The sequence below is a fragment of the Sphingobacterium sp. G1-14 genome (assembly GCF_002196555.1).
GTDB classification, from domain to species: Bacteria; Bacteroidota; Bacteroidia; order Sphingobacteriales; family Sphingobacteriaceae; genus Sphingobacterium; species Sphingobacterium siyangense.
In genome coordinates, this window is the sequence record NZ_CP021381.1 from 3826320 (window position 1) to 3851901 (window position 25582).

Annotated in this window: 23 protein-coding genes and 1 riboswitch; of the genes, 10 read left to right on the forward strand and 13 right to left on the reverse strand. The window is 40.9% G+C overall.

The genetic code is table 11. From position 1 onward, the window contains the following. Positions 1 to 130 precede the first annotated feature (130 nt). The 4 genes from CBM24_RS16535 to CBM24_RS16550 form a co-directional block, all read right to left on the reverse strand. Positions 131 to 1429 carry a spondin domain-containing protein gene (locus CBM24_RS16535; RefSeq protein ID WP_088161988.1) on the reverse strand — a complete coding sequence of 433 codons (1299 nt, stop codon included), beginning with the start codon at positions 1427 to 1429 and terminating at the stop codon, positions 131 to 133. Between the two features lie 102 nt (positions 1430 to 1531). Then, positions 1532 to 2095 carry a dihydrofolate reductase family protein gene (locus CBM24_RS16540; protein WP_088161989.1) on the reverse strand — a complete coding sequence of 188 codons (564 nt, stop codon included), beginning with the start codon at positions 2093 to 2095 and terminating at the stop codon, positions 1532 to 1534. A 264-nt stretch (positions 2096 to 2359) separates the two neighbouring features. Further along, the gene (locus tag CBM24_RS28105) at positions 2360 to 2572 is read right to left on the reverse strand and encodes a PepSY-like domain-containing protein (protein ID WP_075993143.1); all 213 of its coding nucleotides are present in this window, start codon (positions 2570 to 2572) and stop codon (positions 2360 to 2362) included. Between the two features lie 74 nt (positions 2573 to 2646). Further along, the gene (locus tag CBM24_RS16550; protein WP_088161990.1) at positions 2647 to 3228 is read right to left on the reverse strand and encodes a hypothetical protein; all 582 of its coding nucleotides are present in this window, start codon (positions 3226 to 3228) and stop codon (positions 2647 to 2649) included. Between the two features lie 347 nt (positions 3229 to 3575). Here CBM24_RS16550 and CBM24_RS16555 point away from each other — a divergent pair, with 347 nt between their 5' ends. After that, complete coding sequence (locus tag CBM24_RS16555) at positions 3576 to 4685, forward strand: serine hydrolase domain-containing protein (protein WP_157698505.1); 1110 nt, start codon at positions 3576 to 3578, stop codon at positions 4683 to 4685. Between the two features lie 68 nt (positions 4686 to 4753). On the opposite strand, the gene CBM24_RS16560 is transcribed toward CBM24_RS16555, so the two are convergent. The 6 genes from CBM24_RS16560 to CBM24_RS16585 all read right to left on the reverse strand — a co-directional run bounded on the left by CBM24_RS16560 (position 4754) and on the right by CBM24_RS16585 (position 9294). After that, positions 4754 to 5524, reverse strand: coding sequence for a hypothetical protein (locus CBM24_RS16560; protein ID WP_088161992.1), 771 nt, complete (start codon positions 5522 to 5524; stop codon positions 4754 to 4756). Positions 5525 to 5604: 80 nt separating this feature from the next. Next, complete coding sequence (locus CBM24_RS16565) at positions 5605 to 6072, reverse strand: SRPBCC family protein (protein ID WP_088161993.1); 468 nt, start codon at positions 6070 to 6072, stop codon at positions 5605 to 5607. A gap of 180 nt (positions 6073 to 6252) precedes the next feature. Then, positions 6253 to 6891 carry a hypothetical protein gene (locus tag CBM24_RS16570; protein ID WP_088161994.1) on the reverse strand — a complete coding sequence of 213 codons (639 nt, stop codon included), beginning with the start codon at positions 6889 to 6891 and terminating at the stop codon, positions 6253 to 6255. Between the two features lie 252 nt (positions 6892 to 7143). After that, positions 7144 to 7572, reverse strand: a complete 429-nt coding sequence (locus CBM24_RS16575) for a DinB family protein (protein WP_088161995.1) — start codon at positions 7570 to 7572, stop codon at positions 7144 to 7146. Between the two features lie 84 nt (positions 7573 to 7656). Beyond that, positions 7657 to 8265: a GrpB family protein gene (locus tag CBM24_RS16580; RefSeq protein WP_088161996.1), complete on the reverse strand. Its 609-nt coding sequence runs from the start codon at positions 8263 to 8265 to the stop codon at positions 7657 to 7659. Positions 8266 to 8403: 138 nt separating this feature from the next. Continuing rightward, on the reverse strand, positions 8404 to 9294 hold the full coding sequence (locus CBM24_RS16585; RefSeq protein ID WP_088161997.1) for a DMT family transporter: 891 nt from the start codon (positions 9292 to 9294) through the stop codon (positions 8404 to 8406). A 111-nt stretch (positions 9295 to 9405) separates the two neighbouring features. Here CBM24_RS16585 and CBM24_RS16590 point away from each other — a divergent pair, with 111 nt between their 5' ends. Beyond that, positions 9406 to 10821, forward strand: coding sequence for a PLP-dependent aminotransferase family protein (locus CBM24_RS16590; protein WP_088161998.1), 1416 nt, complete (start codon positions 9406 to 9408; stop codon positions 10819 to 10821). Between the two features lie 63 nt (positions 10822 to 10884). On the opposite strand, the gene CBM24_RS16595 is transcribed toward CBM24_RS16590, so the two are convergent. After that, positions 10885 to 13521 (reverse strand): alpha-L-rhamnosidase, encoded by a 2637-nt coding sequence (locus tag CBM24_RS16595; RefSeq protein WP_088161999.1) that lies wholly within the window; start codon positions 13519 to 13521, stop codon positions 10885 to 10887. A gap of 160 nt (positions 13522 to 13681) precedes the next feature. Further along, positions 13682 to 13777, forward strand: a riboswitch (TPP riboswitch). A 59-nt stretch (positions 13778 to 13836) separates the two neighbouring features. On the opposite strand from CBM24_RS16595, the gene thiS reads away from it, so the two are divergent. The 8 genes from thiS to CBM24_RS16635 all read left to right on the forward strand — a co-directional run bounded on the left by thiS (position 13837) and on the right by CBM24_RS16635 (position 21101). Then, complete coding sequence (thiS, locus tag CBM24_RS16600) at positions 13837 to 14043, forward strand: sulfur carrier protein ThiS (RefSeq protein ID WP_088162000.1); 207 nt, start codon at positions 13837 to 13839, stop codon at positions 14041 to 14043. A 46-nt stretch (positions 14044 to 14089) separates the two neighbouring features. Next, positions 14090 to 15904, forward strand: coding sequence for a phosphomethylpyrimidine synthase ThiC (gene thiC / locus CBM24_RS16605; protein ID WP_088162001.1), 1815 nt, complete (start codon positions 14090 to 14092; stop codon positions 15902 to 15904). Next, positions 15901 to 16518 (forward strand): thiamine phosphate synthase, encoded by a 618-nt coding sequence (locus CBM24_RS16610; protein ID WP_088162002.1) that lies wholly within the window; start codon positions 15901 to 15903, stop codon positions 16516 to 16518. The genes thiC and CBM24_RS16610 overlap by 4 nt, the downstream gene beginning before the upstream one ends. Further along, positions 16464 to 17096: a thiamine phosphate synthase gene (locus tag CBM24_RS16615; protein WP_232475550.1), complete on the forward strand. Its 633-nt coding sequence runs from the start codon at positions 16464 to 16466 to the stop codon at positions 17094 to 17096. The genes CBM24_RS16610 and CBM24_RS16615 overlap by 55 nt, the downstream gene beginning before the upstream one ends. Further along, on the forward strand, positions 17093 to 17863 hold the full coding sequence (locus CBM24_RS16620) for a thiazole synthase (RefSeq protein ID WP_088162004.1): 771 nt from the start codon (positions 17093 to 17095) through the stop codon (positions 17861 to 17863). Before CBM24_RS16615 ends, CBM24_RS16620 begins: the two co-directional genes overlap by 4 nt. Positions 17864 to 17873: 10 nt before the next feature. Continuing rightward, a complete protein-coding gene (thiH, locus tag CBM24_RS16625) occupies positions 17874 to 18998 on the forward strand; it encodes a 2-iminoacetate synthase ThiH (protein WP_088162005.1) in 1125 nt (374 codons plus the stop codon). Positions 18999 to 19002: 4 nt separating this feature from the next. Then, complete coding sequence (locus tag CBM24_RS16630) at positions 19003 to 19713, forward strand: HesA/MoeB/ThiF family protein (RefSeq protein WP_088162006.1); 711 nt, start codon at positions 19003 to 19005, stop codon at positions 19711 to 19713. A gap of 146 nt (positions 19714 to 19859) precedes the next feature. Further along, on the forward strand, positions 19860 to 21101 hold the full coding sequence (locus tag CBM24_RS16635; RefSeq protein ID WP_088162007.1) for a YaiO family outer membrane beta-barrel protein: 1242 nt from the start codon (positions 19860 to 19862) through the stop codon (positions 21099 to 21101). Here CBM24_RS16635 and CBM24_RS16640 read toward each other — a convergent pair. Further along, positions 21098 to 24520, reverse strand: coding sequence for a sulfatase-like hydrolase/transferase (locus tag CBM24_RS16640; protein ID WP_088162008.1), 3423 nt, complete (start codon positions 24518 to 24520; stop codon positions 21098 to 21100). The genes CBM24_RS16635 and CBM24_RS16640 overlap by 4 nt on opposite strands. Beyond that, entirely contained in the window at positions 24514 to 25581 is a 1068-nt protein-coding gene (locus tag CBM24_RS16645) for a hypothetical protein (protein WP_088162009.1), read from the reverse strand. The genes CBM24_RS16640 and CBM24_RS16645 overlap by 7 nt, the downstream gene beginning before the upstream one ends. Position 25582 lies beyond the last annotated feature (1 nt).

Here is a 25582-nt window from a genome sequence, read left to right on the forward strand (position 1 = left end):
TCGATACTTTTTGCCCGTGGAAACTCAATCGATACTTTAGCCACTGCATGTAATAGGTTGCTGATCGTCCTGTCTCTAATAAGGACAATAATAGCCACGAGATTTTCGTTCGTATAACCGGCCTCAAAAATTAGTTGATTGTTACTTTAATAATGCTAGAAATTGATGGCAGTGTGGTGAACCCATTTGGATTAGGCACTTCTCCAATTGGTTTACGTTCGGTCACAGGAGTGCCACCTAATCCTGCCTGCTCATTGCCAGCTCCGGGAAACTGATTAATCGCTGTCCCATTGTCAAACAATCCGATTGAATAGGATACATCTCCTTTTACTGTTGCATCAATTCCATTATCTTTTGTTGCAAAGAACCAATCGTTGGAAAGGCCGTACATGCTTGCAATGGCAATTCGATCTCCACTCGCTATACTTAACTGCTGTGAAACGCTACTTCCTGCCTGCGCTCCGATTTTAGGAAGTAATACTGTTGAGCTAGCCGCCGGAAGGATATACACCGCTTTTACACCGGAGAGTGTTTTAAGATAAGCCGCCAGGCCCGATGCATCACCTTTTTGCGCTAAATCTTTCAGTCCTTTACCACGGTCATTTTCACCGATTTTATATATTGGGTTTTCGATGCCTTTATATAGCACCACCAAAACTGGAGATAATGGTGTAAAAATACCTGTTTGTGTATTAATGTAATTACCCAACACGCTATTGTCTCCCATCTCCGCAATATTTGTCAAGCCATTTACACTTGGTTTTCCTACTTCAAATAATGGATTAGGATTTAACAGGTTCCCTCCCACGCTATATGAAATTGCCCAAACTCCGGGACTGAAGGGGGTCGGATTGGTCGTACCGCCCGAGACATTAGTGATTATAAGTGTAAAATTGGAATTACCTTCATAATGAAGTGTTGCTTTCATTAAAGTAGAAGCTGGAGCATAAGTATTGCCCTGTGCATCGGTTCCGTTTACTTCCGTAATAGCTCTTGGAGCAGTTTCTGTTGTTCCCGGGTGAATTACAGCTGCACCTGGCATCTGATTGATACGAGTACCATTATCCCATAATTTAATCTGTGCCGAAACATCGCCCTCAACCGGAGTTCCATTGTCCTGATACAGCTTTATGCCAGGATTTTCGGGAGCAAAAAACAAGTCATTCGACCAACCATACATCGTTGCAAAGCTCAGCGCTTGTCCTTTGGCTGCAGAAAACTTAATGGAAATTGCTTCGCCAGGCATAACCACTGGCGAAGCACCAGTGTTTTTAAAGCTACCGGACTCGACCAATAGTTTTGAATCCAATACATTTTCTATCGTAATAGTTGTCGCCGACGTTGATGGCATAGCATCATTTTTATTGCAAGCGATAATTAGCAAAGGGATTGCTGCCATAGCCCACAAAATTGAATGTTTATGTTTCATAATGAATTCTTTTTAAATTACATTACAAATGTAAATTTCATGGGAGGAGCTGTAGGTATCTGAATTTCCCGCTGTGTTGCCGATATTTCCCGAGGGAATAATTTATGAGGAAGTAGATGTTGGACTGTACTGATAGTACAGGAGGACTGAACCACTAGAGAAACACCTTGTTTTTAATAGTTTAAAAACTATTCTATCGCTTATATGTTCGAATAGTGAAAGCCCCTGTCCTACCACAACGGGATAAATGCACAATTGAAGTTCGTCGATCAAATTGAGATTCATCAGCTGGACAATTAAGCTTCGACTCCCAACCAAAATATCTCTACCGGGTTGCTGTTTCAATTTCAATATTTCATCTTTAAGCATCCCTTCGGCCAATTTTGCACTCGCCCAGTCTATATTTTTCAGGCTGTTTGAAAAAACAACTTTTGGAATTTTATCGATAGCCAATGCAAAGTCATCCATTGATTGTTCACCTGAGGGATTTTTCACAAAAGGCCGCCAATATTCCATAAGCTGATAGGTAATCCTACCATATAAAATGACATCAGCGCTATTTAACAGATGCGTATAATGAAGATGTATTTCCTCGTCGGGAATGCCTGCTGTATGATCACAAAACCCGTCAAGGGTCATATTGAATGCTGCAATTACTTTTCTCATGTCCTTCCAATAAGCTTCTTTTACACCGTAAATCTAACATTTTACACATTGAATAGGCTTTGCATAAGACAAGAAATAAACCGGGGTAATGATAGAAAAGAAAGCTAACGTTTCAAAGAATAAATAATAGCCACCGAATAAAATTGCAGGTGGAAGGAATTAAATCAAACCACTAAAGATAATTACCGTTGAAGGGGGGAGCATAAAGCTGAGCTCCCGCCCCTTTTTTAAAATATGAAGTCTATTTCAGATCATCGAAGCAGGCTAGTCACGATCTGTTCTCACAAATTGTCCATTGAAATCGAAAATAAGAGCATCTCCACCCCTAATATCTATTCGATATGAACTGCGTTTTTTTTCGATAAACTCAACCTGATTCCCAGGATGATTTTTTATGATAAAAGTTAAAATACTCCTTCTGACATCCTGGGAAGAAAGTTTTTCACCCTTGCCGGTTACTAAATTCCAATTGACCATATGATTTAAGATTTAAAATGTTATAATAATCTAAACCTATCCATCAATTTGGGAAAGAAATGGGAATTATTTATCTATTTTCCCAATCTAAATCCAACCGTTATACCGCCCATAGGTGTAAATTCGCTTTGGCTGTCATAAAAACTCACACCTGGCCCGATACCTACATTCATCATAAAACGCTCGCCATAAGTGCGCTGTATACCCCACATTGCGCCTAAAGTTAGGGTGAAATCAGCAACATACATATTATCACTTTTCAATATGGACGGACCAGCGGCTCCAAGCACCCCAGCAATATAATTGCCGGAATTGTGTGCTATTTTTTTTCCTTTCTGAAGCCTTTTATTTAAATTATAATAATGCCGCACTTGCATATCGACCGCTGGACGAAATGCATATCCCCACTCAGAATCTTCATGATGATAATCGTTAATCGTTATCGATGTTTTACTGTATAATAAACTTCCTGATAAAGGTCCTGAAAAGCGCAATGTTGTTTTATTTCCGATCCCCATTTCGTAAGACATATTGGTCAGGATATTGTAGGCAAACTGGTGATCCTCAACTTTGGCTTCAACTGCTGTATTCGTTTGTGCAAAAGACATCGAGGCAAAAGCCACCATCATAAAGAGTGTAAAATAATTTCTTTTCATTAATAATTAATAATTTGACACCGCAAAGATATTAAAATAAATAATGTGTAAAAATCAAACTCCTATTGTCAAATCGAAGGCATTTCGCTTCAAAAATAGAACATCAATAAATACAGACTCAGTTTATTAAATAAGCTCGATGTGCTATTTCACATATTTAACCATCAAGATTATTATTTTAATTCTTATTTTCACAAGCGCAACAGGCAACGAAATCCGTTACCCCTACTGCGAAGTCGATGCATTTGCAGGTGCAGAGGCGATTGCTAGTGAAGTAGCAAAGAAATATACTTAGCAAATGCTCAGAGAGTTTTTGAGTCTGAGGCACAATGTTTAGAAAAGAACATATGAAAAAAATAGTGTTATTAAATACCTTATTTACTCCGTTGATCGGATTTGCTCAATTACAGACCGTTTTTAAACAAAAAGTAGATTCTATTTATGATAAAAATAAGGATGCTGTGGGGATTATTGTTCATGTAGAAGCACCGAAACATAATATTTCCTGGAGCTATGCAAAAGGTGTAGCAGACACCAGCACGAACCAAGCGCTAGAAGACCAACAGCCTGTTTTGATTGCAAGCAACACGAAACCCTATGTCGCTGCAGCAATCCTAAGATTGGTAGAAAAAGGTGAACTTTCTATTGATCAACCAATTGCAAATTTATTATCAAAAAAAACACGTCATTTATTTGAAAGCGATGGTTATAATCTAGCGGTAATTACGATAAAGAATTTGCTCTCACACACTTCGGGAATTCAAGATTATGTAGATGAAGCTTATTTTGAATTCGTCAATCAACATCCTAAATATAAGTGGAAAAAAGACGAGCAGATCAAAAGATCCATCGATATCGGAAACCCTCAGCCTGTCGGTGAAAAATTTAGTTACGCTGATATTAATTATTTACTTCTTACCGAAATTATTGAGCAAAAAACACAGCAGCCATTCTATGCAGCCATCCGAAACTTACTTAGATACAAAGAATTAAACCTAACAAAGACATGGTTTATAAACGTAGAACAATATCCTGAAAACACCCTGCCTCTCGCCCATCAGTACGCAAGCAAGTACAACTGGGACTCGTATGCCATTGATCCTTCATGGGATCTGTACGGAGGCGGTGGGATAGCAGCGACAGCCAAAGAGGCAGCCCTATTTTTCCAATATGTATTTGACGGAAAAATCATTCAGGATAAACAACTTCTTGAAGCGATGCATACCTACGTCTTACCACCAGATAAATCTAAATACTGTTTAGGAATTTATCATTTTGACATGGGGTTCAACGCTTACTATCATGGCGGTTGGTGGGGAACAGATGTCATCTATTCACCGGAGTCTGATGCGACTATCACTGTCTTTACGCTGCAAAAAGGATTTCAGCATGTCATCAATCCATTTATCGGAAAAGAATTTCAAAAGCTATTGATTGCTGAATCAGCAATAAAATAGCAGCTGGCTACAATACTATGGAAAGCTTAAACTTTGATTGCTAAACCACTATAATTTACCAGTAAGCACTAGACAGGCAGTCGCTTACGATATTGGATATAGTATACAATTACATTTAGCAAAACAATAAGAGCCGCTATTATAGCCGCTATATATACAGTGCTATTAACTAATTTATTAGCAACTGAAATTGCTATTAAAGCCCATACAGCTACAAGTCCAAATAAGGGCATATGACGTTGCCATATCATCAATAAGTGAATGATTAATGCAATTGCAAACATGATAATAACCCATGTTGTAGCTGATAATCCAAAACCGTCCCAGCCTATCTTCGTGAGATAGGCTGCAATGTCGGCAATCAAAGCCACTGAAATCCATCCTGCATAAAGTTGAAAAGGGAACTTAAGAAATATACGCTTGCTGCGTGCAGCATGAAACACAATAGATTGTGTATGGTGAATTATCTTTAATAGCGACACAAAAAGTAAGATCATTAATAAAATAGTCAAAAAGGTATAGTCATACAACCAGGTAATGACCCATAGACTATTTGCTAGACAAGAAATCAAGAACCACCATCCGACTTTTAAAACTACTTTTTCCTTTTCGTTTGTCTGTCTGACAAAAGGACCAAAATAAATTACAAATCCAAACAAGCCCAAATAAATGAGGCCCCATATGGTAAAGGCATATCCCGCGGGTGTAAATAGATTTTGATATTTAGCAGAAACCGTTGCCATGGTCTCCCCATTAAAAATTCCCGTATTGGATAGGTAATTAATAATCACCGTAATGACCAAAGCAACTCCATTGGTTATTTGATAGATTTTCTTCATTGTATACAGCATAAAATATGTTTAAAAGCTCATTTGACCTCCTTCCGCCGGTCACGTGAACTGCAATAGACTCGTTATCACTAATTCTTAGTTTGATTAAATAATTTTTCTAAAACCTGATAACGGTAATCGAAGATTTGCTCCAACTTTTTTTTAACAAAAACTCCATGCACAATTGTGCCTAGAATTCCCAAAGGCAATTCATAATCTACCCTGTCTTTCATGAGCACTCCTTTTTCATTCGGAATAAACTCATGAAAATGATTCCAATAGGCATAAGGTCCCTCTAGTTGAAAATCAGTAAAACTTTTATTCTTTTCCACTTGCGTTATTTTGGTCTTCCACTTCAGCGGAAACCGAAGGATCGGAGATACCAAATAATCAATGATCATTCCCTCAGAAATTTCTTGCCGACGAAAGTCTGAGACGACAACAAACCCCATATCTTTTGGTGTAATTTCTGAAAGATTCATGGGTGAAGAAAAAAAAGACCAAGCGGTATCCAAATCGCAGGCCAATTGTTGTTCTCTATATATTTTGTACCTCATTACCTCATCTTATTTGAACTAACTTTATTGCTTGTCAATATAACAACACTACCACAAATTAGTTTACAAATATACTATAAAAAACATTTAACGAGGCTATATTATTATCATAAAGAATAATTATATACCAATACAACGATTTAATTTAAAGCTAGCTTTTAAATATACTTTTATCGATGGTTATTTAGTGGACATATCCTTTTCTAGAGCCTTAATAAGGGCTTTCGTATAACTTTTAGAAAAATCAGCTAAGCTGGAAGGGTTGATTGTTTCAGACTGCACACTCCAAACCAGTTGTTCGGAACTAACGTCATATAGATTGCTTTCCAGATAGTACATTTTATCCGTGGTATAATATCCAGGATCGTATGCAATCGGGTACCAATGGGAGTAATAGCTCCAAAAATTACCATACCATCCAAACCTCGGATAAGGCATATAAGGTCCACTTCCCGGTACATATCGGGTTTCGCTGGTTTTGTCGATCAGGGTAACAGTAAAAATAGCATCCGCATTCAGACTGTGTACTGCTTTCATCACTAAATCTCTATTTTGACTTTCATCTTTGGTGAACGTGCGTTTAAAAACATCAGTACTTTTAATAGCCTTGTAGCCATGCATGGAAGCCGCTTCAGCCAAATTGGATTCAATGACTTCCTGTGCTTTAGCATGGTTTGTCATCGCAATAATGAATATTGTTTGGTATTGTTTTGGAGTCAGATCTCTATTTTTATAGACATCTGTTATCCTTGTGGAGGTACTACAAGCCAACAATAAGAAGCTTGAGACAATTGCGGTTAAAAATGACTTCGATTTCATATATTTTAAAAATTAGTGTCCTTTTGAAGTGTAGCAGAGAGTCTCTTCGTATTTTCGTGGGATATGCCAGTACATCGATCTATTTTGGGTAGTCTTAGCGTAAAAACTATAGAACCACCTATTAGACAACAAGTTTACACTGACAATTGTTTTGCAGTTATTAATTATAAAAGAAATACTTTAATTCTTAATTGATATTATCAAAAAGGTCCTTGAGAAGTAAGGACACCACTCATCAGGGATTAAATTTCATCATTCAGGCAAAATCTGATTTCTGTGATGCTTCAAATGCATCACATAGTCATGCATTAAAAATTCGAGGCTATGGTCATTACAAGTCCTTTGTGTCAGTTTATTCGCAATTATATGCTGAAACAAAAACAACAATTGCTCGTTTACCGATCGCCATAGATTGCATAATTTAACGGTCTCAGCATGTTGATAGTCAGCAGATGAACAGTAGGCTACCTGATCATAGTATATTTTTGGATTTTCTTCAAATTGAGCTCTTATAAACCGTCCGTAATTTACAAAAGCGCTATCGACTAAATGACCTAGAATTTCTTTTTTACTCCACTTATTTGGTCCCAATTTCATATTAAAATCGTCCTCGTTTAATTCCATAATTTGCTGGGTAAAATCATGGATAATATCCTCAAATTCTGACAAAAATGTACTCATACCTAAATCTATCTCTTATTGCACTAATTTCTTAACAATGTAATCCCTTGCCTCCACGCTATTGTGCAACGTTCCATTGTTCTACTATTTTATTGTTCCGTAAACTTTTTTGTACCATTCCACAGCTTTTGCTTCGTGCTCTTTCAAAAATTCATCTTTGGCGTCATTATAGTCGTTCCCATCTTTCCATTGCTGGAGTACCAACTTTTCTTTGATCGCCTGATACTGATCTCTTACTTCTTCATGTACACGCAGATAATCGCGAAACGCGATATGGCGCAACCAGTGTTCTGATTGCAACGGTATGCTGTGAATATGCGCTATCCGTAGCGAATGATCATGCAATCGTACTGGAATTTCATCGTCGGGTGCAATGTGCTCTGGCAACCCCAATACTTCAGGCCGATCAATCAGGGCGACAAAAAAACGTCTGTAAGGCATATCCTCATTATATTTTTCATAATATACATAGCATTTACCCTGCAACAGGAACGGAATGCGATCAAGGTCATTTTCTTCCTCAAGACCGATCAATATATCAATGATTGGTTTGGCAGACAATCCCTCAACGGCCGTACTGCCTATGTGATCTACCCTCGACCTTATAGGTTTCAACAATGCAAGAAGTTCATTTTGAATGCTGTCGAAATTCGCTTTCCATATCGGATTATAAGGTTCAAACGGTAAAATCATACGCTATTGTCTTTGTCAATACAAGATAATAGACATCATTCGATCAAATACACCTCGAACGATGCCCTAAAAGTTAAAGTTAATAAATTTATGGTTTTCCGAGAGAACCTATAAACCAGTTCTATTTTTCTAATGCATTTATTGGGCAAATTTCTTCGTCGCTACGACACAGAGGATAACACCAACTGTTACAGCAAGCATGCCAACACTGACTTGTTCATGAAGAAGCCAGGCGGCTAAAGCCAAACCAAAGAATGGCTGTAATAACTGTAACTGTCCGATAGTCGCCGTGCCACCTTGGGCAAGTCCTTTATACCAAAAAACAAAGCCAATAAACATACTGAACAAAGAAACATAGGCTAAACTAGCCCAGGCGCCCATAGGTACAGCATCAAAAGTGGATGGAAGATAGATAAAAGTAAGTGGCAACATCAGCGGCAGCGACAAAACCAGGGCCCAGGAAATGACCTGCCAACCACCCAGTGTCTTGGTCAATTTAGCGCCTTCAGCATAGCCCAAACCACAGAGAATGACCGATAAAATCATTAAAACGTCACCTAAAGGTGAGGCTGTTAGTCCTTGTGCCAGCGCATAGCCGATCACCAGTAGGCTCCCTAAAGCAGAGAACAGCCAAAAGATTGGCTTCGGACGCTCGCCACCGCGTATAATACCAAATACGGCTGTCGATACGGGCAAAATACCGATAAAAACGATAGAGTGCGCAGACGTGATGTGCTGCAGGGCTAAAGCACTCAGTAAGGGAAATCCAACGACACATCCTATTGCAACGATGCATAGCGAACCCAATTGTTTTCTTTCTGGGCGTTTTTCCTTAAAAACGATCAATGTTACCAGTGCCAATATACCTGCAATCGAAGCTCTGGCTAGCGTCACAAATACGGGGTCAAATGCTAAAACCGCCATTCGTGTTGCCGGCAACGAACCACTAAATAATACCACCCCAATAAAACCGTTTAACCAACCGCTTGCGGTATTTTCTTGTAATTTACTTATACTTAATTCTGCCATGTTTCAACCTTTTACACAAAGTTCGTCCATTACAAGAACTAAGCACAGTCACAGTTTTTGATAATTCAATGGACACAGTTACCTTTGAAGACAGATATTAATCCTTATTTTATGAAAAAAGATTATTTGTATAATGAAATAGCAGACAATATTGCGAATAAGATTAATTCAGGTGTCTTAAAAGCTGGCGAGAAACTACCTTCAGTGAGAAATCTAAGTGCTGAACACGGTATCAGTATAAATACCGCAAAAAGGATATTTTTAGAGCTTGAAGGACGTTCACTTATACGGTCCAAACCTCAGTCCGGCTACTTCGTTAGTCCTCCAAACTATTTGCAGCTTCCTTTGGCCGCAGCCAGTCAACCTATTCCAATCGCCAATAACCGAGAACCAGATCAATTAATGAATAAGGTGTATTCAACCATGGGGCGCCGGGATTTAACCTTATTTTCCATCGGTGTTCCTTCGGGAAGTCTCCTGCCTACCGCAAAATTGAAAAAAGAAATCGTTCTCGCTACACAGGAGCTCAGCGATGGTGGCACAGCATATGAGCCCTTGCAGGGCAATATAAAATTACGTCGTATGGTAGCTGTACGTTCATTGGCCTGGGGTGGAAATCTAAACGAAGATGAGGTCGTTACCACCAACGGCTGTATGAATGCGTTGGTTTTATGTCTGATGGCCTTAACCAAACCTGGAGATACACTGGCTCTTGAAAGCCCCTGCTATCCGGGTATCCTCCAACTTGCCGTTAGCCTGGGACTTAAGGTGCTGGAAATAGCCACGGACCCCATTACGGGAATAAACATTGAAGCCCTCAAAAAGCTATTGCCCGAAATCAAACTCTGCTTACTGGTTCCCAATTTTAACACCCCTTTGGGCTATTGTATGCCGGATGAGAACAAGCGGGAAATTGTATCACTGCTAGCAAAACATCATATCCCGCTGATCGAAGATGACACTTACGGCGACCTCCATTTTGGCACCCAACGCCCCAAATGTTGCAAATCTTTTGACCTAGATGGCAATGTACTCTGGTGCGGGTCAGTTTCAAAGACATTGGCTCCGGGCTTCCGTGTCGGATGGGTGGCTCCTGGAAAATACAAGGAACAGATTATCAAACTAAAACTGATCCATTCCCTATCATCTACAGCGATCATCAACGAGGCAGTGGGAAATTTTCTATTAACAGGAAAGTATGAAAATCACCTACGTAAACTCCGTAGATCATTAACAGAAAACTACCGGCAGTATGCCGCTATCATCGCGGACCATTTTCCGGAAGGTACTAAAATAAGCCGCCCACAGGGCGGACTCGCCCTATGGGTTGAATTTCCAAAACACATCGATACAGGCAAACTATACAACTATGCGCTTAAACTACAGATTAGCATTTCACCGGGAAGGATCTTCACCTTGCAGGATCAATTTCACCATTGCATGCGTCTCTGTATTGGCTTACCCTGGAGCAATGAACTCGCCTTAAAGTTAAAACAGCTTGGTAAACTCGCAAAAGCCCTCCAATAGATTATAACATAAAAGAATAAAACCAACAGTCAAGACAACGAAACAACAAGTCGGGGCCTATGCTTACTTGAGTTCCAGCACCAGCCTGTGTTTACCAGCCTCCAATTGGACGATATCGCTGCCTCTAACATTATCCGGTGGATAAAATGTTGCCGTCGCATTAGCAGGTATTTGGATATTATATACGATCATTTTATCCTTTAACTTCCATTCAGAAACAATTTTACCGTAGGGTGAATCGTAAGAAATAGAAGATTCTTTCAGTTCCTGGGGGAAGATAGGTTTTAAGAGTACATGTTTAAATCCAGGTTGTTCAGGATCTGGCAGAATCCCGCCGATAGATTTAAAAAACCAACCACCGATTTCGCCAAACATCATGTGGTTGTCTGAAATATCCCGTGTTGCTTTTAAATCCCAGTTCTCCAACAATGTTGTCGCTCCATTTACAATCCACCATCCCCAAGACGGGTAGGTATCTTGTACCGCGACCTTATAGGCTGTCGTTGCATAACCGTTATCTTTTAACGCATTCAATAATGCTTTAGCACCCAATACGCCTACATCCAAATGAAAGTTGGTCTCTTCCACTTTCTTATTCAGATTGGCTGCAACACGGGCTTTCATTTCATTGGGTACAACCCCCCAATAGAGTGGTACACTCAGTTCGGTCTGTGTTCCATTGCTATAAACACCCTTGGAAGCATCTAAAAATTTAGCGTTGATGGCCGTCTTAATTTTTTCGCTTAGCAGTTCATATTTTTGTTGATCTGCTGTGTATCCAAACAATTTGGCCGCAGCAGCCAAGATGGTCGCATCCACATAAAAATAAACAGATGAGGTCAACTCCAGATTGGACTGTGACTTCACCGGCACCCAGTCTCCACGCCCAAACGTTGTCAATCCAGACGGGCTGATTCCGTCTACATAATCGACATAGCGTTTGATATTTAGGTAGCATTCTTCTAATGCACGTGGATCTCCATAAAACTGATAGATCTGCCATGGAATGATGGCAATGGTGCTTGTCCAATCCAAACCATTTGCGGTACCGTAGCCCCATCCGCCAGTTGGAATAATATCGGGTAAGACACCATTCTCCTGTTGTTCATCACGATGATCCGCCATCCATTTTTCATAAACTGTTATCCCGTCAAAATTGTATAGAGCTGTTTCAATCGCAAGGTGCCCATCCCCTGTCCAGCCGTTCTTTTCCCGTTGCGGACAGTCTGTAGGATAGCCCATCAAATTGGACAAGTAGGCATTGTTGGTCGCTGTCCATAGTTTATTGACCAACGCTGATGATGTCTTGAGCTGTCCAATAGCAGACACATCACTATGCATAAAATAGGCGGTCACAGCCGAACTATCCAATGCAATTGCGGCACTGCTGCTAACCTCGACATAACGAAACCCTTTGTAACCGAACTTGGCCATAAACTCATCCTCGCGGCCACTTAAGGTCAATATATCGGTCTGAAAAGGCTCCTTTTCCTTATCGCCCCGATAATAAACATCAATATTGGACTGATCAAGATGCCCATCGGCCTGCAATCGCTCACCATGCTTGATACGCAGCATAGTACCCGCAGCTCCTTTCACTCTAATTTTTGTAATCCCGGCCATATTCTGGCCCATATCGAACACATAGGTACGTTGGTCTATCTTTGTCACTGATTTTGGCTTATAGGACTTTACGAGCCGAATCGGTACCATCTGTTGGGAAACGATATGCGCTGATGGCGCATTTCTATACTGAACAGCCGGCCAGGCCGAATCATCGTATTTTGGTTTATCCCAGTTAGGTATTTCCAGTCTTGCATCGTAATGCTCACCAGTGTAAATATTATTATAGGTGATTGGCCCCGAAGCAGTCTTCCACTGCTTATCCGAAACAATGGTTTCCGTCGTTCCATCTGTATAAACGATTTTCAGTTCTAAACAGAATGTTGGCCGGGCCCGCCATGGTGCTTTATCAAAGTTCCAAACGGCCAGTGGTTGATGATTATACCAGCCATTCCCCAAAACAACGCCAATGGCGTTCTCTCCTTTTTGAAGCTGCTGGGTTACGTCCGTCACGACATACAATGTGCGTCGGTCAAACCGAGTATACATTGGATCCAGACGGTGGTCGCCAACGCGCTGGCCATTAATGGAAAGTTCATATAATCCCGCTGTGGCAATATACGCGCGGGCAGATTTTATCTGCTTATTTGCCTTAAATTCTCTTCTAAAATAAGGCGTTTCCCGTGCATGAATATCCTTATTGTCGCTGATCCATTTTCCTTTCCAAAGGTCCATTCCCATCATTCCTGTTTCGAAAGATGCTATTTCAGAACGTGTTGATACACCATCCTTATCCCATATTTTAACCTTCCAGTAGTACTTAGTCTGTGGCTTTAACTGTGCGCCGTTATAGGGCACTAACATAGCCGAGCTGAACTGTTTGCCACTATCCCAGCTATCTTTTGTCTCTTTCAGTAATGCCAGCGAATCTTGCCCTAAAAGGATCTGATAAGCTTGTTGTACCGCACCTTTACGTTGGTCCTCAAGTCGCCAGCTAAGTCTCGGGTGAATTGCATCAATACCCAACGGATTGACCAAATGTTCGCATGTCAACTGCACGGCGCTGCAGTTGTGTTTAGGTTGGGCATAAGTGTTGCTAGCGATACACAACAGTGTTGTCAATAAAATCCTACGCATTAAAAGATACTATTCTTGGTGGTTGTTAAATTGTTTTAGCTGATTCAAAAAACTAATATATCAAATATTTCCCACATACTGACCTGTACTTTCCTGCACAATATGCCTAAGTCTGTAAAATAAATTTCTTGCAACTTTCATAAAAATAACCTTATCTTAGTCGCAACTTTAGGGGTGTCTGCTCGTGCAGGCTGAGATTTTACCCTTAGAACCTGATCCGGATCATACTGGCGTAGGGAAAAGTGAGCTGTCTACAAGGTGCATTGCTGTGCCTTTGTGTAGCCATTCCTAAAGTTTTACCAAAAAAATTAAGGAATGGAACTTACAATAAACCATCAGATTCGATTTTTCGATCCCACACTTACTTCACTTGAAGGCTTGTTGCTTTTGGAATTATCTGGCAAAACTCAGGGTGTGGCTGTAGCCATCAACAACAAAGTCATCCCCAAAAAGGACTGGGCTACGACAACACTTAAACCTTACGATCAGATTATCTTAATTACCGCATCTCAGGGCGGATAGCCATTTCCAAAAAATCAACCGAGTAATTCACCCAATACAGAAAAAAATGACAGCTGAAACAATTACGCAATCACCCTTTCCAAATGCAAAGAAAATTTTTGTATCCGGAAAACTATTTCCTATTCAAGTCGCCATGCGTCAAATCACCTTGAGTCCAACCAAATTAACGAATGGAGAAGTAGAAATTAATCCGCCGGTAACAATTTATGATACTTCTGGACCTTATACGGATGATACCGTCCATATCGATATCCGAAAAGGCCTCCCTCGCCTTCGCGATCAGTGGATCTTGGATCGTCAGGATGTCATACAGCTAGCTGGCATAAGCTCTGAATATGGACAAAAACGCCTTTCTGATCCAACGTTAGATGAACTCCGATTTGCGTATAGCCATAAACCGAAAGTAGCCTCTGCCGGCAGGAATGTCACCCAATTACATTATGCAAAGCAAGGCATCATTACCCCAGAAATGGAGTACGTTGCTATCCGTGAAAACCAACGTATCGAGCAGCTCACGGCCAGTACCCCCGGAATGGATCATCAGCATAAAGGGCAAAACTTTGGCGCTAGAACACATAATAAAGCTATTACACCAGAATTTGTCCGTGAGGAAATCGCTGCCGGAAGAGCGATCATCCCCAATAATATAAATCATCCTGAAAGTGAACCCATGATTATCGGGCGCAACTTTCTTGTTAAAATTAATGCCAATATTGGCAATAGCGCCGTAAGTTCAAGTATAGAGGAAGAAGTTGAAAAAGCGGTATGGGCCTGTCGTTGGGGAGCCGATACCATCATGGACCTATCCACTGGCAAAAATATTCACGAAACCCGCGAATGGATTATCCGTAACTCGCCCGTTCCAATCGGTACGGTACCGATCTATCAGGCGCTCGAAAAAGTGAAGGGGGTGGCCGAGGACCTTACCTGGGAAATATTCAAAGATACCTTGATTGAACAGGCCGAACAGGGTGTTTCGTACTTTACCATACACGCCGGCGTACTGCTTCGTTATATCCATCTCACCGCTTCTCGAGTAACGGGCATTGTCTCCAGAGGTGGGTCTATCATGGCCAAATGGTGTCTTTTCCACCACAAAGAGAACTTTCTCTATACCCATTTTGAGGAGATCTGTGAGATTATGAAGCGATATGATGTTGCTTTTTCACTTGGCGATGGTCTCCGTCCAGGAGCCATTGCGGACGCCAACGATGCGGCTCAATTTGCTGAGCTCGAAACACTGAGCGAACTCACCAAGGTCGCCTGGAAACATGATGTTCAGGTGATGATCGAAGGTCCAGGGCATGTTCCTATGCAATTGATCAAAGAGAATATGGACAAGCAATTGGCTTGTTGTGACGAAGCTCCATTTTATACCTTGGGTCCCTTAACAACTGATATCGCTCCAGGTTATGACCATATCACGTCGGCCATTGGAGCTGCGATGATCGGTTGGTATGGATGTGCGATGCTTTGCTATGTGACGCCCAAAGAACATCTGGGCCTACCAAATAAAAAAGACGTTAAAGACGGTGTAATCACCTATAAACTAGCTGCCCATGCGGCCGATTTGGCCAAAGGACATCCGGGTGCACAATACCGTGATAATGCCTTGAGTAAAGCGAGATTTGAATTTAGGTGGGAAGATCAATTCAACCTTTCCCTGGATCCAGATACCGCACGGGAGTATCATGACGAAACGTTGCCTGCGGATGCGGCCAAAGTGGCTCACTTCTGCTCCATGTGCGGGCCCAAATTTTGCTCGATGAAAATTACGCAGGAAATCAGAGATAGTGCCGCACAAGGAATGCTGGAAAAATCGCAGGAATTCATCGCACAAGGAAAAGAGATCTATTTATGATCATCGCTTTGACAGCAGCAGAAACGATCCCTTCTGAAATAGGGATTATAAATGCTTTGTTTAAAGAAGGACTTGATATCCTGCATTTGCGCAAGTATCATTTTACGGACCTACAAATGTCCAGGTACGTTGAATCTATAGATTCAACGTACCTGGACAGATTGGTCCTACATTCCCACCCTCACCTATCGGCTGAGCTCGGAATCGCACGTATTCATATGACCGAAAAGAATAGAAAGGATAGATCTACAAATCAAATGCTGTCTACAGCAATCTGTTCGACATCTGTGCATGATATCGATCAATTCAATAACCTTGATGAATGTTGGGCCTATGCTTTTCTAAGTCCATTATTTCCAAGCATCTCAAAAGTGGGGTATGGAGTGTATAATGCAAGGTTGGATCAGCTCCCGTCACGCTCCAACTTTACTGTTGGTCTCATCGGTCTTGGAGGGATAAACCAAGGCAACTGTCTTATCCCGATGCAGCAAGGTGCAGATGGAATTGCCTTATATGGTACTTTATGGAAGCACCCTGATCCCGTTCAAAATTTTATAGCATGCAAACAAAAACTATGGAAAAACTCCAATATATATCGCAGGGACAAACATTAACTGAACAAAAAAATAACATACTGAAAGCGCTGGATGCGGGGGCCAAATGGATACAGATCAGATGGAAGGACGCCGATGAAAAGAGCCGCTACCTGCTTGCAGAACAGATCAAGCAAACCTGTTCCGAATTTGGTGCCAGCTGTATTATCAATGACCATCCTTTGCTTGCAGCGGCTGTAGATGCTGATGGAGTGCACTTGGGACTGGATGACTGCAGCGTCACAGCTGCCCGGGACATATTGGGGGCAGGAAAAATAATCGGCGGTACTGCCAATAGCTTTGCGGATGTAAAACAAAGAATAAGTGAACATTGTGACTATATCGGACTCGGACCATTCAACTATACCACAACAAAACAAAAACTAAGTCCCCTATTGGGGATTGCAGGATATGAAAACATCATCCGACAAGTCCACCTAGAAGACTTGCCCCCTATTCCAATATTCGCAATTGGCGGTATAAGCCAACTTGAAGATATCCAACAGCTATTAGAAATTGGAGTTTACGGTGTAGCACTCTCCGGAATCGTAACCAAGACTCCAAACATTGTTTCATCCATCAATAAAATTTTATTATGAACAACCTACATATAGCCGATCGCGTATTTGAATCCAGATTATTTCTGGGTACGGGCAAATTCGGTAATCTCACAGAAATGAGCGATGCCATTGTGGCTTCTGCCTCCCAATTGGTCACCGTTGCCCTCAAACGAATCGACCAGACCAGCTCAGACGACAGTCTCATCAGTGCACTCGACCTGGCGGCAATCGATTTGCTTCCCAATACTTCGGGAGCACGAACTGCTGAAGAAGCTGTGCTCGCAGCCCAACTTGCACGGGAGGCACTGGAAACCAACTGGGTAAAGCTGGAAATTCATCCCGACCCTCGTTATTTACTGCCCGATCCTATTGAAACCCTGCGTGCAACTGAATCGCTGGCCAAACTGGGTTTCGTTGTCATGCCCTATATTCACGCAGATCCAGTACTTTGTAAAAGATTGGAAAATGCAGGTACTGCAGTTGTTATGCCTTTAGGTGCTCCTATTGGTAGTAATAAAGGGCTTCGCACACTAGACTTTCTCGAAATTATTATTGAGGAGAGTAATGTCCCTGTGGTTGTAGATGCTGGGATCGGAGCTCCATCCGATGCCGCCAAAGCCATGGAAATCGGAGCCGATGCAGTCTTGGTCAATACGGCAATTGCGGTCTCCAATAATCCGATACGTATGGCCGAAGCATTCAAAGAGGCTGTTATTGCGGGACGAAAGGCTTATGAGGCCGGTTTAGGAAAGATCGGATCAAAAGCAATCGGTTCGAGTCCCTTAACTTCATTTTTATTTGATTGATGATTCTCTTATGACAGATTTCAAAACGATTCTCGATGAATACTCCTGGAATGACGTCCACACGCAGATTTATGACGCTACCAATCAGGATGTACAACATGCGTTAGAAAAAGACCATTTAACACTCGCTGACTTTAGGGCACTCATCTCACCGGCTGCAGCGCCGTATCTAGAACAAATGGCACAAAAAACACAACAAATCACGCAACGTCGCTTCGGTAAAACCATACAGCTCTATGCCCCTCTTTACCTGAGTAATGAGTGCCAAAATATCTGTACATATTGCGGTTTTAGCATGGACAATAAAATTAAACGCAAAACACTTAACAACACAGAACTATTACTGGAGGCAATGGCACTCAAAACCATGGGAATCAACCACATTTTACTCGTTAGCGGAGAAGCCAACAAAACGGTCGAGATCAATTATTTCCTAAACGCTATTCGGCTTTTAAAACCTCATTTTTCACAGATATCCATTGAGGTACAGCCGCTGGAAGAATCCGAGTACCGACTACTACAGGCCGCAGGGGTTTATGCAATTTTGGTCTATCAGGAAACCTACCATCGGGAAGTTTACAAACAATATCATCCGAAAGGAAAGAAGTCCAATTTTGACTATCGTTTGGATACGCCTGACCGTATAGGCCGGGCCGGAATCCATAAAATCGGACTGGGGGTATTACTTGGGCTAGAGGACTGGCGGGTGGACAGCTTTTTCACCGCGGCACACATTTCCTACTTGCAAAAACAATATTGGCAGACACGCTATTCCATTTCCTTTCCGCGCTTACGACCAGCCGCGGGTTCTGTTGAGCCAAATTTTCATTTGGCAGATCGTGATCTGCTGCAGTTGATCTGCGCATATCGTCTGTGGAATGAAAATTTGGAAATCTCCATTTCTACCCGAGAGAACGAAACCTTCAGAGATCATATCATACCTATTGGCGTAACCACGATGAGTGCCGCTTCAAAAACCAATCCGGGAGGCTATGTTGTCGATCCCCAAGCTTTGGAACAATTTGAAGTAAGTGATGAAAGAGATATGGAAACAATAAAAAATCAAATCCGAAAAATGGGCTATTCTCCAGTGATGAAAGACTGGGAAAGCAATTACGCGGGTATTGTACGTTAAATACATGAAAAAAGATAACATTTTTGATCGCTATAGCAGACAGATTTTTATCGAAGAGATTGGCGTTGCCGGACAACGGAAGATTATGGATGCCAAGGTATTGGTCGTTGGTGCAGGCGGACTCGGGAGTCCTGTCGTTCAATATTTAGCCGCGGCCGGTATAGGCAAACTTGGCCTGATTGATTTTGACCAGGTTGAAATCCACAATCTAAATAGACAGATCATTCATTCCGAAGATAATATAAACCAAGCAAAAACAGAAAGTGCCGCAGCCTATATACGACAGCACAATAGCACAATTGATTTTGAACCCTTTCAGGTAAAAATAGATGCTGACAACGCGCTAGCAATGCTCGCTCCCTATCATATCATTGTCGATTGCTGTGATAACTTTACGACACGCTACCTGCTTAATCATACGTGCCTACAACTCGATAAACCTTTGGTATACGGTAGCATCTATGGTTTTGAAGGGCAGCTGGCTGTCTTTAACTATCAGGGTAGTAAAAACCTATTAGATATCTTTCCAACGCCCCCCGATCCGGAGCAGGTTCCAAATTGCGATAAAAATGGGGTGCTGGGCCCCTTGCCCGGTATTATCGGCAGCATGATGGCGATGCAGGTACTTAAAATAGTAACCGGATTACCCGTAGATAGCAACCAGTTAACGGTTGTTGACACATTCCATTGGCGTTTTTCAAAACTTTCATTCTAACGATCATTTCGGAATGCATTCCGAAATGATCGTTAGAATGCTTTAAAAGAGTTCAAAAATTTATTTTAAAACAACTAGCGACAAACAAAATTTCCTAATTTTAGTTTATATATTAGCAAGCTTAAATGTCAAATTTACGATCTGGAATGAAAAAAGTAATTTATCCATTACTCTCCCTCTCTTTATTACCCTTATTTTCTGTCGCGCAAGAGACGAAACTCACCGCTGATGATCTATTTGTAAAAGCGCGAAAAGTAGCTTTTGATTCAAAAGATTATCCGCAAGCCATTCAATTATCTAAACAGGCCCTACTTCAAGCACCAGATTACACGGATATTAGCATTTTTCTCGGACGTCTTTATACCTGGTCGGATAAAATTGATTCGGCACGAACCATTTTTACAGAACTGGATAAAAAGAATACAAGTGATGAAGATTTCTTTTTAGCCTACGCCTCATTGGAATATTGGAATGATCAGACCGACAGAGCGATTGCAATTATAGACAAAGGGCTTAGCATACATCCGCGGTCTCAGGATTTACTTCTTTTAAAAGGTAAAATAAGTTATGGCAATGATCATTATGAGGCAGCCGAAAAGGCAATTAATAATTTATTGGCAATTAATCCCAAAAATACGGAAGCAAGAGCGCTGGCAAAAAATATTGAAGAATATACGGCTAAAAATGCAATCGGTCTGACGTATAATTTCGTCTATTTTGACAAACAGTTTGATCATAATTGGCACATTGTTGGATTAAGTTATAAACGGGCAACACCAATAGGATCAGTTATTTTCAGAACGAACTATGCGAATAAATTTGCAGAAAATGGCGTCCAATTTGAGATGGAGGCTTACCCACGTATTTCAAAGATATTTTACTTATATGTCGGTGCTGGATATTCCAATAATGTGGGGATTTTTGCGAAATATAGAACTGGTGTGTCTCTCTATGCCAATCTTCCGAACAGCTTTGAGGGGGAAATCGGATATCGTCAGCTTTATTTTAGTGACAACATCTGGATGTACACGGCTTCAGTCGGAAAATATTACCAAAACTTTTGGTTCAATCTGAGGACTTACCTTACACCGGGCGAAAAGAATATTTCCCAATCCTATACCGGAACAGTCCGCTATTATACAAAAGGAGCAAATGATTACTTCGGATTTAGTGCCGGAACGGGTCTGAGCCCCGAGGAAAACCGAAATAATCTATTGGACAACGCTTCCTATAAATTAAAAACATTCAAAGTAGGTGCCGAGTATAATTTCTCCGTTAAGCAAAGTAACTTATTTTCAATTTCGGGCACCTATTATAACCAAGAATTCAGGCCGAAAGAGCGAGGAAATCAATTGGACATCATCCTTGGTTATATTCGAAAATTCTAGTTCTTCTCTGTTCGATTAAAGTAATTTGTATAAACACTATCCGGAAGAAGTCGCTTTTGCGTATAAAAAAGTTTGTTCTTGCGCTTAAATAATTCAAAGCGCTTGGACAATTCTTCTTTCGCATTATCAGCAGCGGCATCTTCATTGAGCACACCATCCAGTTTATACAGTTGTCCATCGGAAAGATGGTAACTGCCTTTCACAAAATCAATCAATTGATTTTTACTCTGCATCATGGCTATACCATCTCCCTGTGTCGAAGCCCCCTTATCGAGCCCTTCACCGATCCATGTAACTTGGCTAGGAGTTTTAAGCCCAAAATTTTCACGATAGTAGGCCAATATAGTAGGCGCGACATCAAAATGGCTAACAAAATTATGAAAAGTCTTTGGCCCTTTTAAAAGTGGTGAATAAATCAACAAGGGAACATGAAAACGATCGATTTTGCTTTGCAATGGTATCTCAGGCATCGCGTGGTCTCCAGTTATGACAAAAATAGTATTCGCAAAATCTAGTCTCTTTTTATATTCTTTAAAGAACTGCTCCATCGCATCATCCAAATTCAGTACCGAAACAAGTTGGGTACGGTTCTCCAAAGCCCACTTTTTTTGTTCCGGTGTAAGGTTCAATGTTGCTATACGTTGATCAAACAATTGCTCATAATGAGCCGCATTATTAATCAAAAACGGATTGTGGGTTGATAGCGTCAAAAGCACATGGAAATAAGGGTGTTCCTGTACTTTCTGTACTTCAAGAAGTTTGCTAAAGACAGCCTGATCTTCATATCCCCAGCTCTCCCCTCCCTTTTCGGGCAATTTTTTATAAGGAGGTCCGAATGCCGCTTGGTCCATGAGCATATCTATTTTATTATAATCCATGAACTTTTTCATGAAATCGAAATTAGAATGACCACCATAGAAAAATCCAGTATTGAATCCATTACTCTTCAGAATATTAAATAAATTGAAGTTGTCTGGCAAGGTGTCTTGTTCCAGGAATCCATGTGTCGCAAAAGGCAACGAACCTGTTATGGTCGGTAAAACGGAAAATGTCCGACCCGAGGAACTCATATTATTATCCCAATACAAAGACTGTTGCTTCAATGTACCTATAAAAGGTGTAAAGTTGCCAATATAGCCATTTTCAGCACTATAGGCATGTCCTAAACCTTCGATAACAAGAATGACCAAATTAGGTACTTTCGCCGTTTTTTGCATGTATGTCCCCAGGAAATCTTTCGTATCCTCTTTTTTCAAAAAAGGAAATTTAGTATCCAACACTTTTGCATCATCATCGTCTTTATTGAACATAGCGAACATCCCGGGGTGATCATCCACGTAATTGGATAAATTAGAATCAAAAAAATAACGCCATTTACTCCGACTTGCATTGGCTACGAATTCATCTTTTTCAGCGCTACCCCCCAAAAACGAAGCCGAGGAGATGAAAAACGATATAATCCCCAAAAATAACAGTGCAATACTAGCATAGGGCTTTTTGAATGTCTGTTTATTGGCAATCCAAAGGGGAACCCAAGAAATTACGATCAATAATAAAAGTAAAGCAATATTGGTAAAACTCAACATACCGCTAGCCTCCAAAATTTGCTTCATCTCTTCCGAACTGTAATAGAACATATCAGCTCCAAGCAAATTTCTGGATTCGCCAAAATACAGAAACAAGATGAATTGCATAACGACAATAAACGAGAACGATATGACCATAAGAAGTCTCGCCCAAAAACTGCTTATGAACTGAAGCAATAAATAGCCGATTCCCAAACAGGCCAAGGCTTGAAAGATGAACAAGACGTTATCCAAAAACAGGTATTTCCCGGCATGTGACTCCGAAAGCTGAACAAATCGACGACCGTACCACCACCATTCTACACCAACGGACAACATATACAAGGCAAAAACAACCAACATAACAGGTCCTAAGCTCTGTAACGAAAGATTTAATCGCTGACCGAGGTATTTCCAAACCGACTCATTCGCATCTTTTTGTTGAAAGCCTTGTCGTGTCATTTCTCCCCAGCCATGCTGCTTTCGAAAGTAATCAACAACCCCCTGTACCCCGGCTTTAACAACAATGGGGTGAAAGTATAAAGGTTCTAGTATCGCCGTAGTTATTAGGGTGGAAAGATCTCGTTTCTTAGAATAAACCTGATGACTAACAAGATCAACCAAGATCGCATAGATCGAATACAAAATTCCGGAAGCAATCACCAATGCAAATAGTGCAAAGAAAAATGGCCAGTTGATGATTCCCAGAATAAAAAAGATTATAAAAACAATATAGCCCGTAAATTCGACAATGGGCCCCAGGAACTCAAAGAAAAACCAATAAGGCATACTGACCATACCAAAACGGCCATATTTCGGATTGAACATGAGTTTTCGATGTTTCCATAAGGTTTCCATAGTACCCCGCATCCAACGATTACGCTGTTTACGTAATACTTCTTTTGACTCGGGTACTTCGGTCCAGCACAATGGATCAGGAATGTTAACCACCTCGTAGGCTTGCTTTTGCTCCTCCATATAGCGGCGCATACGAACAACAAGCTCCATGTCTTCTCCCACCGTATTTCGGTCATACCCCCCACAAGCCAATACGATCTCCCGGTCAAAAGCGCCAAATGCCCCGGAAATAAGAATTAAACCCGAAGCCCTTGACCAAGCCATTCGACCTAAAATAAAAGCACGGATGTACTCTAAAGCCTGCGTACGCCCCAACCATGATTTTGGAAGATTAACGTCCACGACAGAACCATTCACGACATTACAGTTATTGGCCAAACGTATAACTCCGCCACAGGCTATAACGCGTTTGTCGGTCTGTTCCAAAAATGGCTTTGCTAATTTTAAAATAGCATCCTGTTCCAAAATACAGTCTACATCAATACAGACGATATAATCTCCAGAAGAAATATTAACACCGACGTTGAGCGCATCAGCCTTACCGCCATTTTCCTTGTCAACAACAATCAGCTTCTTAAACGCCGGATTTTTGCTCTTATAGATCCCTCTTATATCCTTGGTCTCAATATTTCCCTGAACAAAAAAAGACGTGGGTTCAAGTTCATAAGAGGCGATCAATTTCAAAATTGAGTCGTCTTTACTACCATCATTGACGATGATAATTTCCAGATTATGATAATATAGCGACAATAAAGAACGTACATTTTCAACGATGGTCATCCCCTCATTGTAAGCTGGAGCAATCAGACTGAATGTAGGCGCGTTGGGGTTGGTAGCAATAATACTATAGTCCGTAAACGTATTATTATGTTTGTAACGAAACACCGCTCCATAAGCGTATAGCCCTATCCAAGTATAGATAATGAATACTGCTGCCGAATAAAGCAAAAATAACCAAACTATAATTTCGTATACGATATGGGAAAACTCTAACATTTTTTCTCTTGCAATGCGTGTTTAATAATTTGTGTAAGTTCGTCGTATGTATCTTCACGTTGTGAAATTTCACGCAGATACTGTTCTTCTCCTAGCACAACGAGTACTTCTGCGGCAGAAATTTTAATTGACACTTGACTATGATTCCAAAGTTGATCCTTCAGAAAATGCTCACTTTCTCTACTTTTGGCAATTTTCATCGCTTTAAGGATTTCTATCTGAACTTCGATTGGTTGCAGATCAAAATTCTGTATAAATTGCTGAATTGTCCCACTATTCTCAATGGCCTGCAATGTTCGTATGGCTTGTATACGAACCTTCGTAGATGGATGATCCAATAGGTTAAAAACTTCCGTATAAAAAGTCATCAATCTAAATTTTCGGATCAAGCGCAACGTAAATATGACAACAGAATCATTTGAACTCTTAAGCCAGGTATCAACGTGTAACTCTGAAAGTTCCGGTATTTCATGAATAGAAAACAATAAACGTAATTGTTGCCAGTCTGATAAGGGACGATCGAAATGATCCAAAAAACCAAGCCCCTCATACCCTTTGAAAGTTACAATTGCATATTGTGCTTCTTGATATACTGCGGTACGGGAATCATTAAGCTTGGCTGTTATCTCTGGGATTGCTGATTCGACATTCATTGCAGCAAGCTCCTGAACCCCACCGGCAACCAAATAAGCTTTTCTATGCCGAAGCTTCCGCCAAGCCTCATCCTCCAATTTAAAATCATGAAACAACCTATTGATCGATTGTTTAGCTCCACCAGAAAATTTTCTATCAGAGTCAACTAATACATCTAAAAAAAGAGCTCGAAAAGACGGTTCTTTCAAATACTCCGCAAACTCCAAATCTCGATCGCTATTCTCATCGCCACCGACAATAGTCTCCATAATTTTGTACTCGATGATCTGTCGCCACGATTGCCTATTATGAAGGATTCTATAGCTATAAAAGCTGTATCCCAGTACCGTGATAATCAACAATAGTACTAAAATCAATACGATAACAATCGCCAGAATAAGCTCATGTAGCTCGATATGGTGATGCATA

Excerpts from the sequence above, each read along its gene's own strand:
- CBM24_RS16535 (WP_088161988.1), bottom strand. The coding sequence starts at position 1,429 with ATGAAACATAAACATTCAATTTTGTGGGCTATGGCAGCAATCCCTTTG.
- CBM24_RS16540 (WP_088161989.1), bottom strand. The coding sequence starts at position 2,095 with ATGAGAAAAGTAATTGCAGCATTCAATATGACCCTTGACGGGTTTTGT.
- CBM24_RS28105 (WP_075993143.1), bottom strand. The coding sequence starts at position 2,572 with ATGGTCAATTGGAATTTAGTAACCGGCAAGGGTGAAAAACTTTCTTCC.
- CBM24_RS16550 (WP_088161990.1), bottom strand. The coding sequence starts at position 3,228 with ATGAAAAGAAATTATTTTACACTCTTTATGATGGTGGCTTTTGCCTCG.
- CBM24_RS16555 (WP_157698505.1), top strand. The coding sequence starts at position 3,576 with ATGAAAAAAATAGTGTTATTAAATACCTTATTTACTCCGTTGATCGGA.
- CBM24_RS16560 (WP_088161992.1), bottom strand. The coding sequence starts at position 5,524 with ATGAAGAAAATCTATCAAATAACCAATGGAGTTGCTTTGGTCATTACG.
- CBM24_RS16565 (WP_088161993.1), bottom strand. The coding sequence starts at position 6,072 with ATGAGGTACAAAATATATAGAGAACAACAATTGGCCTGCGATTTGGAT.
- CBM24_RS16570 (WP_088161994.1), bottom strand. The coding sequence starts at position 6,891 with ATGAAATCGAAGTCATTTTTAACCGCAATTGTCTCAAGCTTCTTATTG.
- CBM24_RS16575 (WP_088161995.1), bottom strand. The coding sequence starts at position 7,572 with ATGAGTACATTTTTGTCAGAATTTGAGGATATTATCCATGATTTTACC.
- CBM24_RS16580 (WP_088161996.1), bottom strand. The coding sequence starts at position 8,265 with ATGATTTTACCGTTTGAACCTTATAATCCGATATGGAAAGCGAATTTC.
- CBM24_RS16585 (WP_088161997.1), bottom strand. The coding sequence starts at position 9,294 with ATGGCAGAATTAAGTATAAGTAAATTACAAGAAAATACCGCAAGCGGT.
- CBM24_RS16590 (WP_088161998.1), top strand. The coding sequence starts at position 9,406 with ATGAAAAAAGATTATTTGTATAATGAAATAGCAGACAATATTGCGAAT.
- CBM24_RS16595 (WP_088161999.1), bottom strand. The coding sequence starts at position 13,521 with ATGCGTAGGATTTTATTGACAACACTGTTGTGTATCGCTAGCAACACT.
- thiS (WP_088162000.1), top strand. The coding sequence starts at position 13,837 with ATGGAACTTACAATAAACCATCAGATTCGATTTTTCGATCCCACACTT.
- thiC (WP_088162001.1), top strand. The coding sequence starts at position 14,090 with ATGACAGCTGAAACAATTACGCAATCACCCTTTCCAAATGCAAAGAAA.
- CBM24_RS16610 (WP_088162002.1), top strand. The coding sequence starts at position 15,901 with ATGATCATCGCTTTGACAGCAGCAGAAACGATCCCTTCTGAAATAGGG.
- CBM24_RS16615 (WP_232475550.1), top strand. The coding sequence starts at position 16,464 with ATGCAAACAAAAACTATGGAAAAACTCCAATATATATCGCAGGGACAA.
- CBM24_RS16620 (WP_088162004.1), top strand. The coding sequence starts at position 17,093 with ATGAACAACCTACATATAGCCGATCGCGTATTTGAATCCAGATTATTT.
- thiH (WP_088162005.1), top strand. The coding sequence starts at position 17,874 with ATGACAGATTTCAAAACGATTCTCGATGAATACTCCTGGAATGACGTC.
- CBM24_RS16630 (WP_088162006.1), top strand. The coding sequence starts at position 19,003 with ATGAAAAAAGATAACATTTTTGATCGCTATAGCAGACAGATTTTTATC.
- CBM24_RS16635 (WP_088162007.1), top strand. The coding sequence starts at position 19,860 with ATGAAAAAAGTAATTTATCCATTACTCTCCCTCTCTTTATTACCCTTA.
- CBM24_RS16640 (WP_088162008.1), bottom strand. The coding sequence starts at position 24,520 with ATGTTAGAGTTTTCCCATATCGTATACGAAATTATAGTTTGGTTATTT.
- CBM24_RS16645 (WP_088162009.1), bottom strand. The coding sequence starts at position 25,581 with ATGCATCACCATATCGAGCTACATGAGCTTATTCTGGCGATTGTTATC.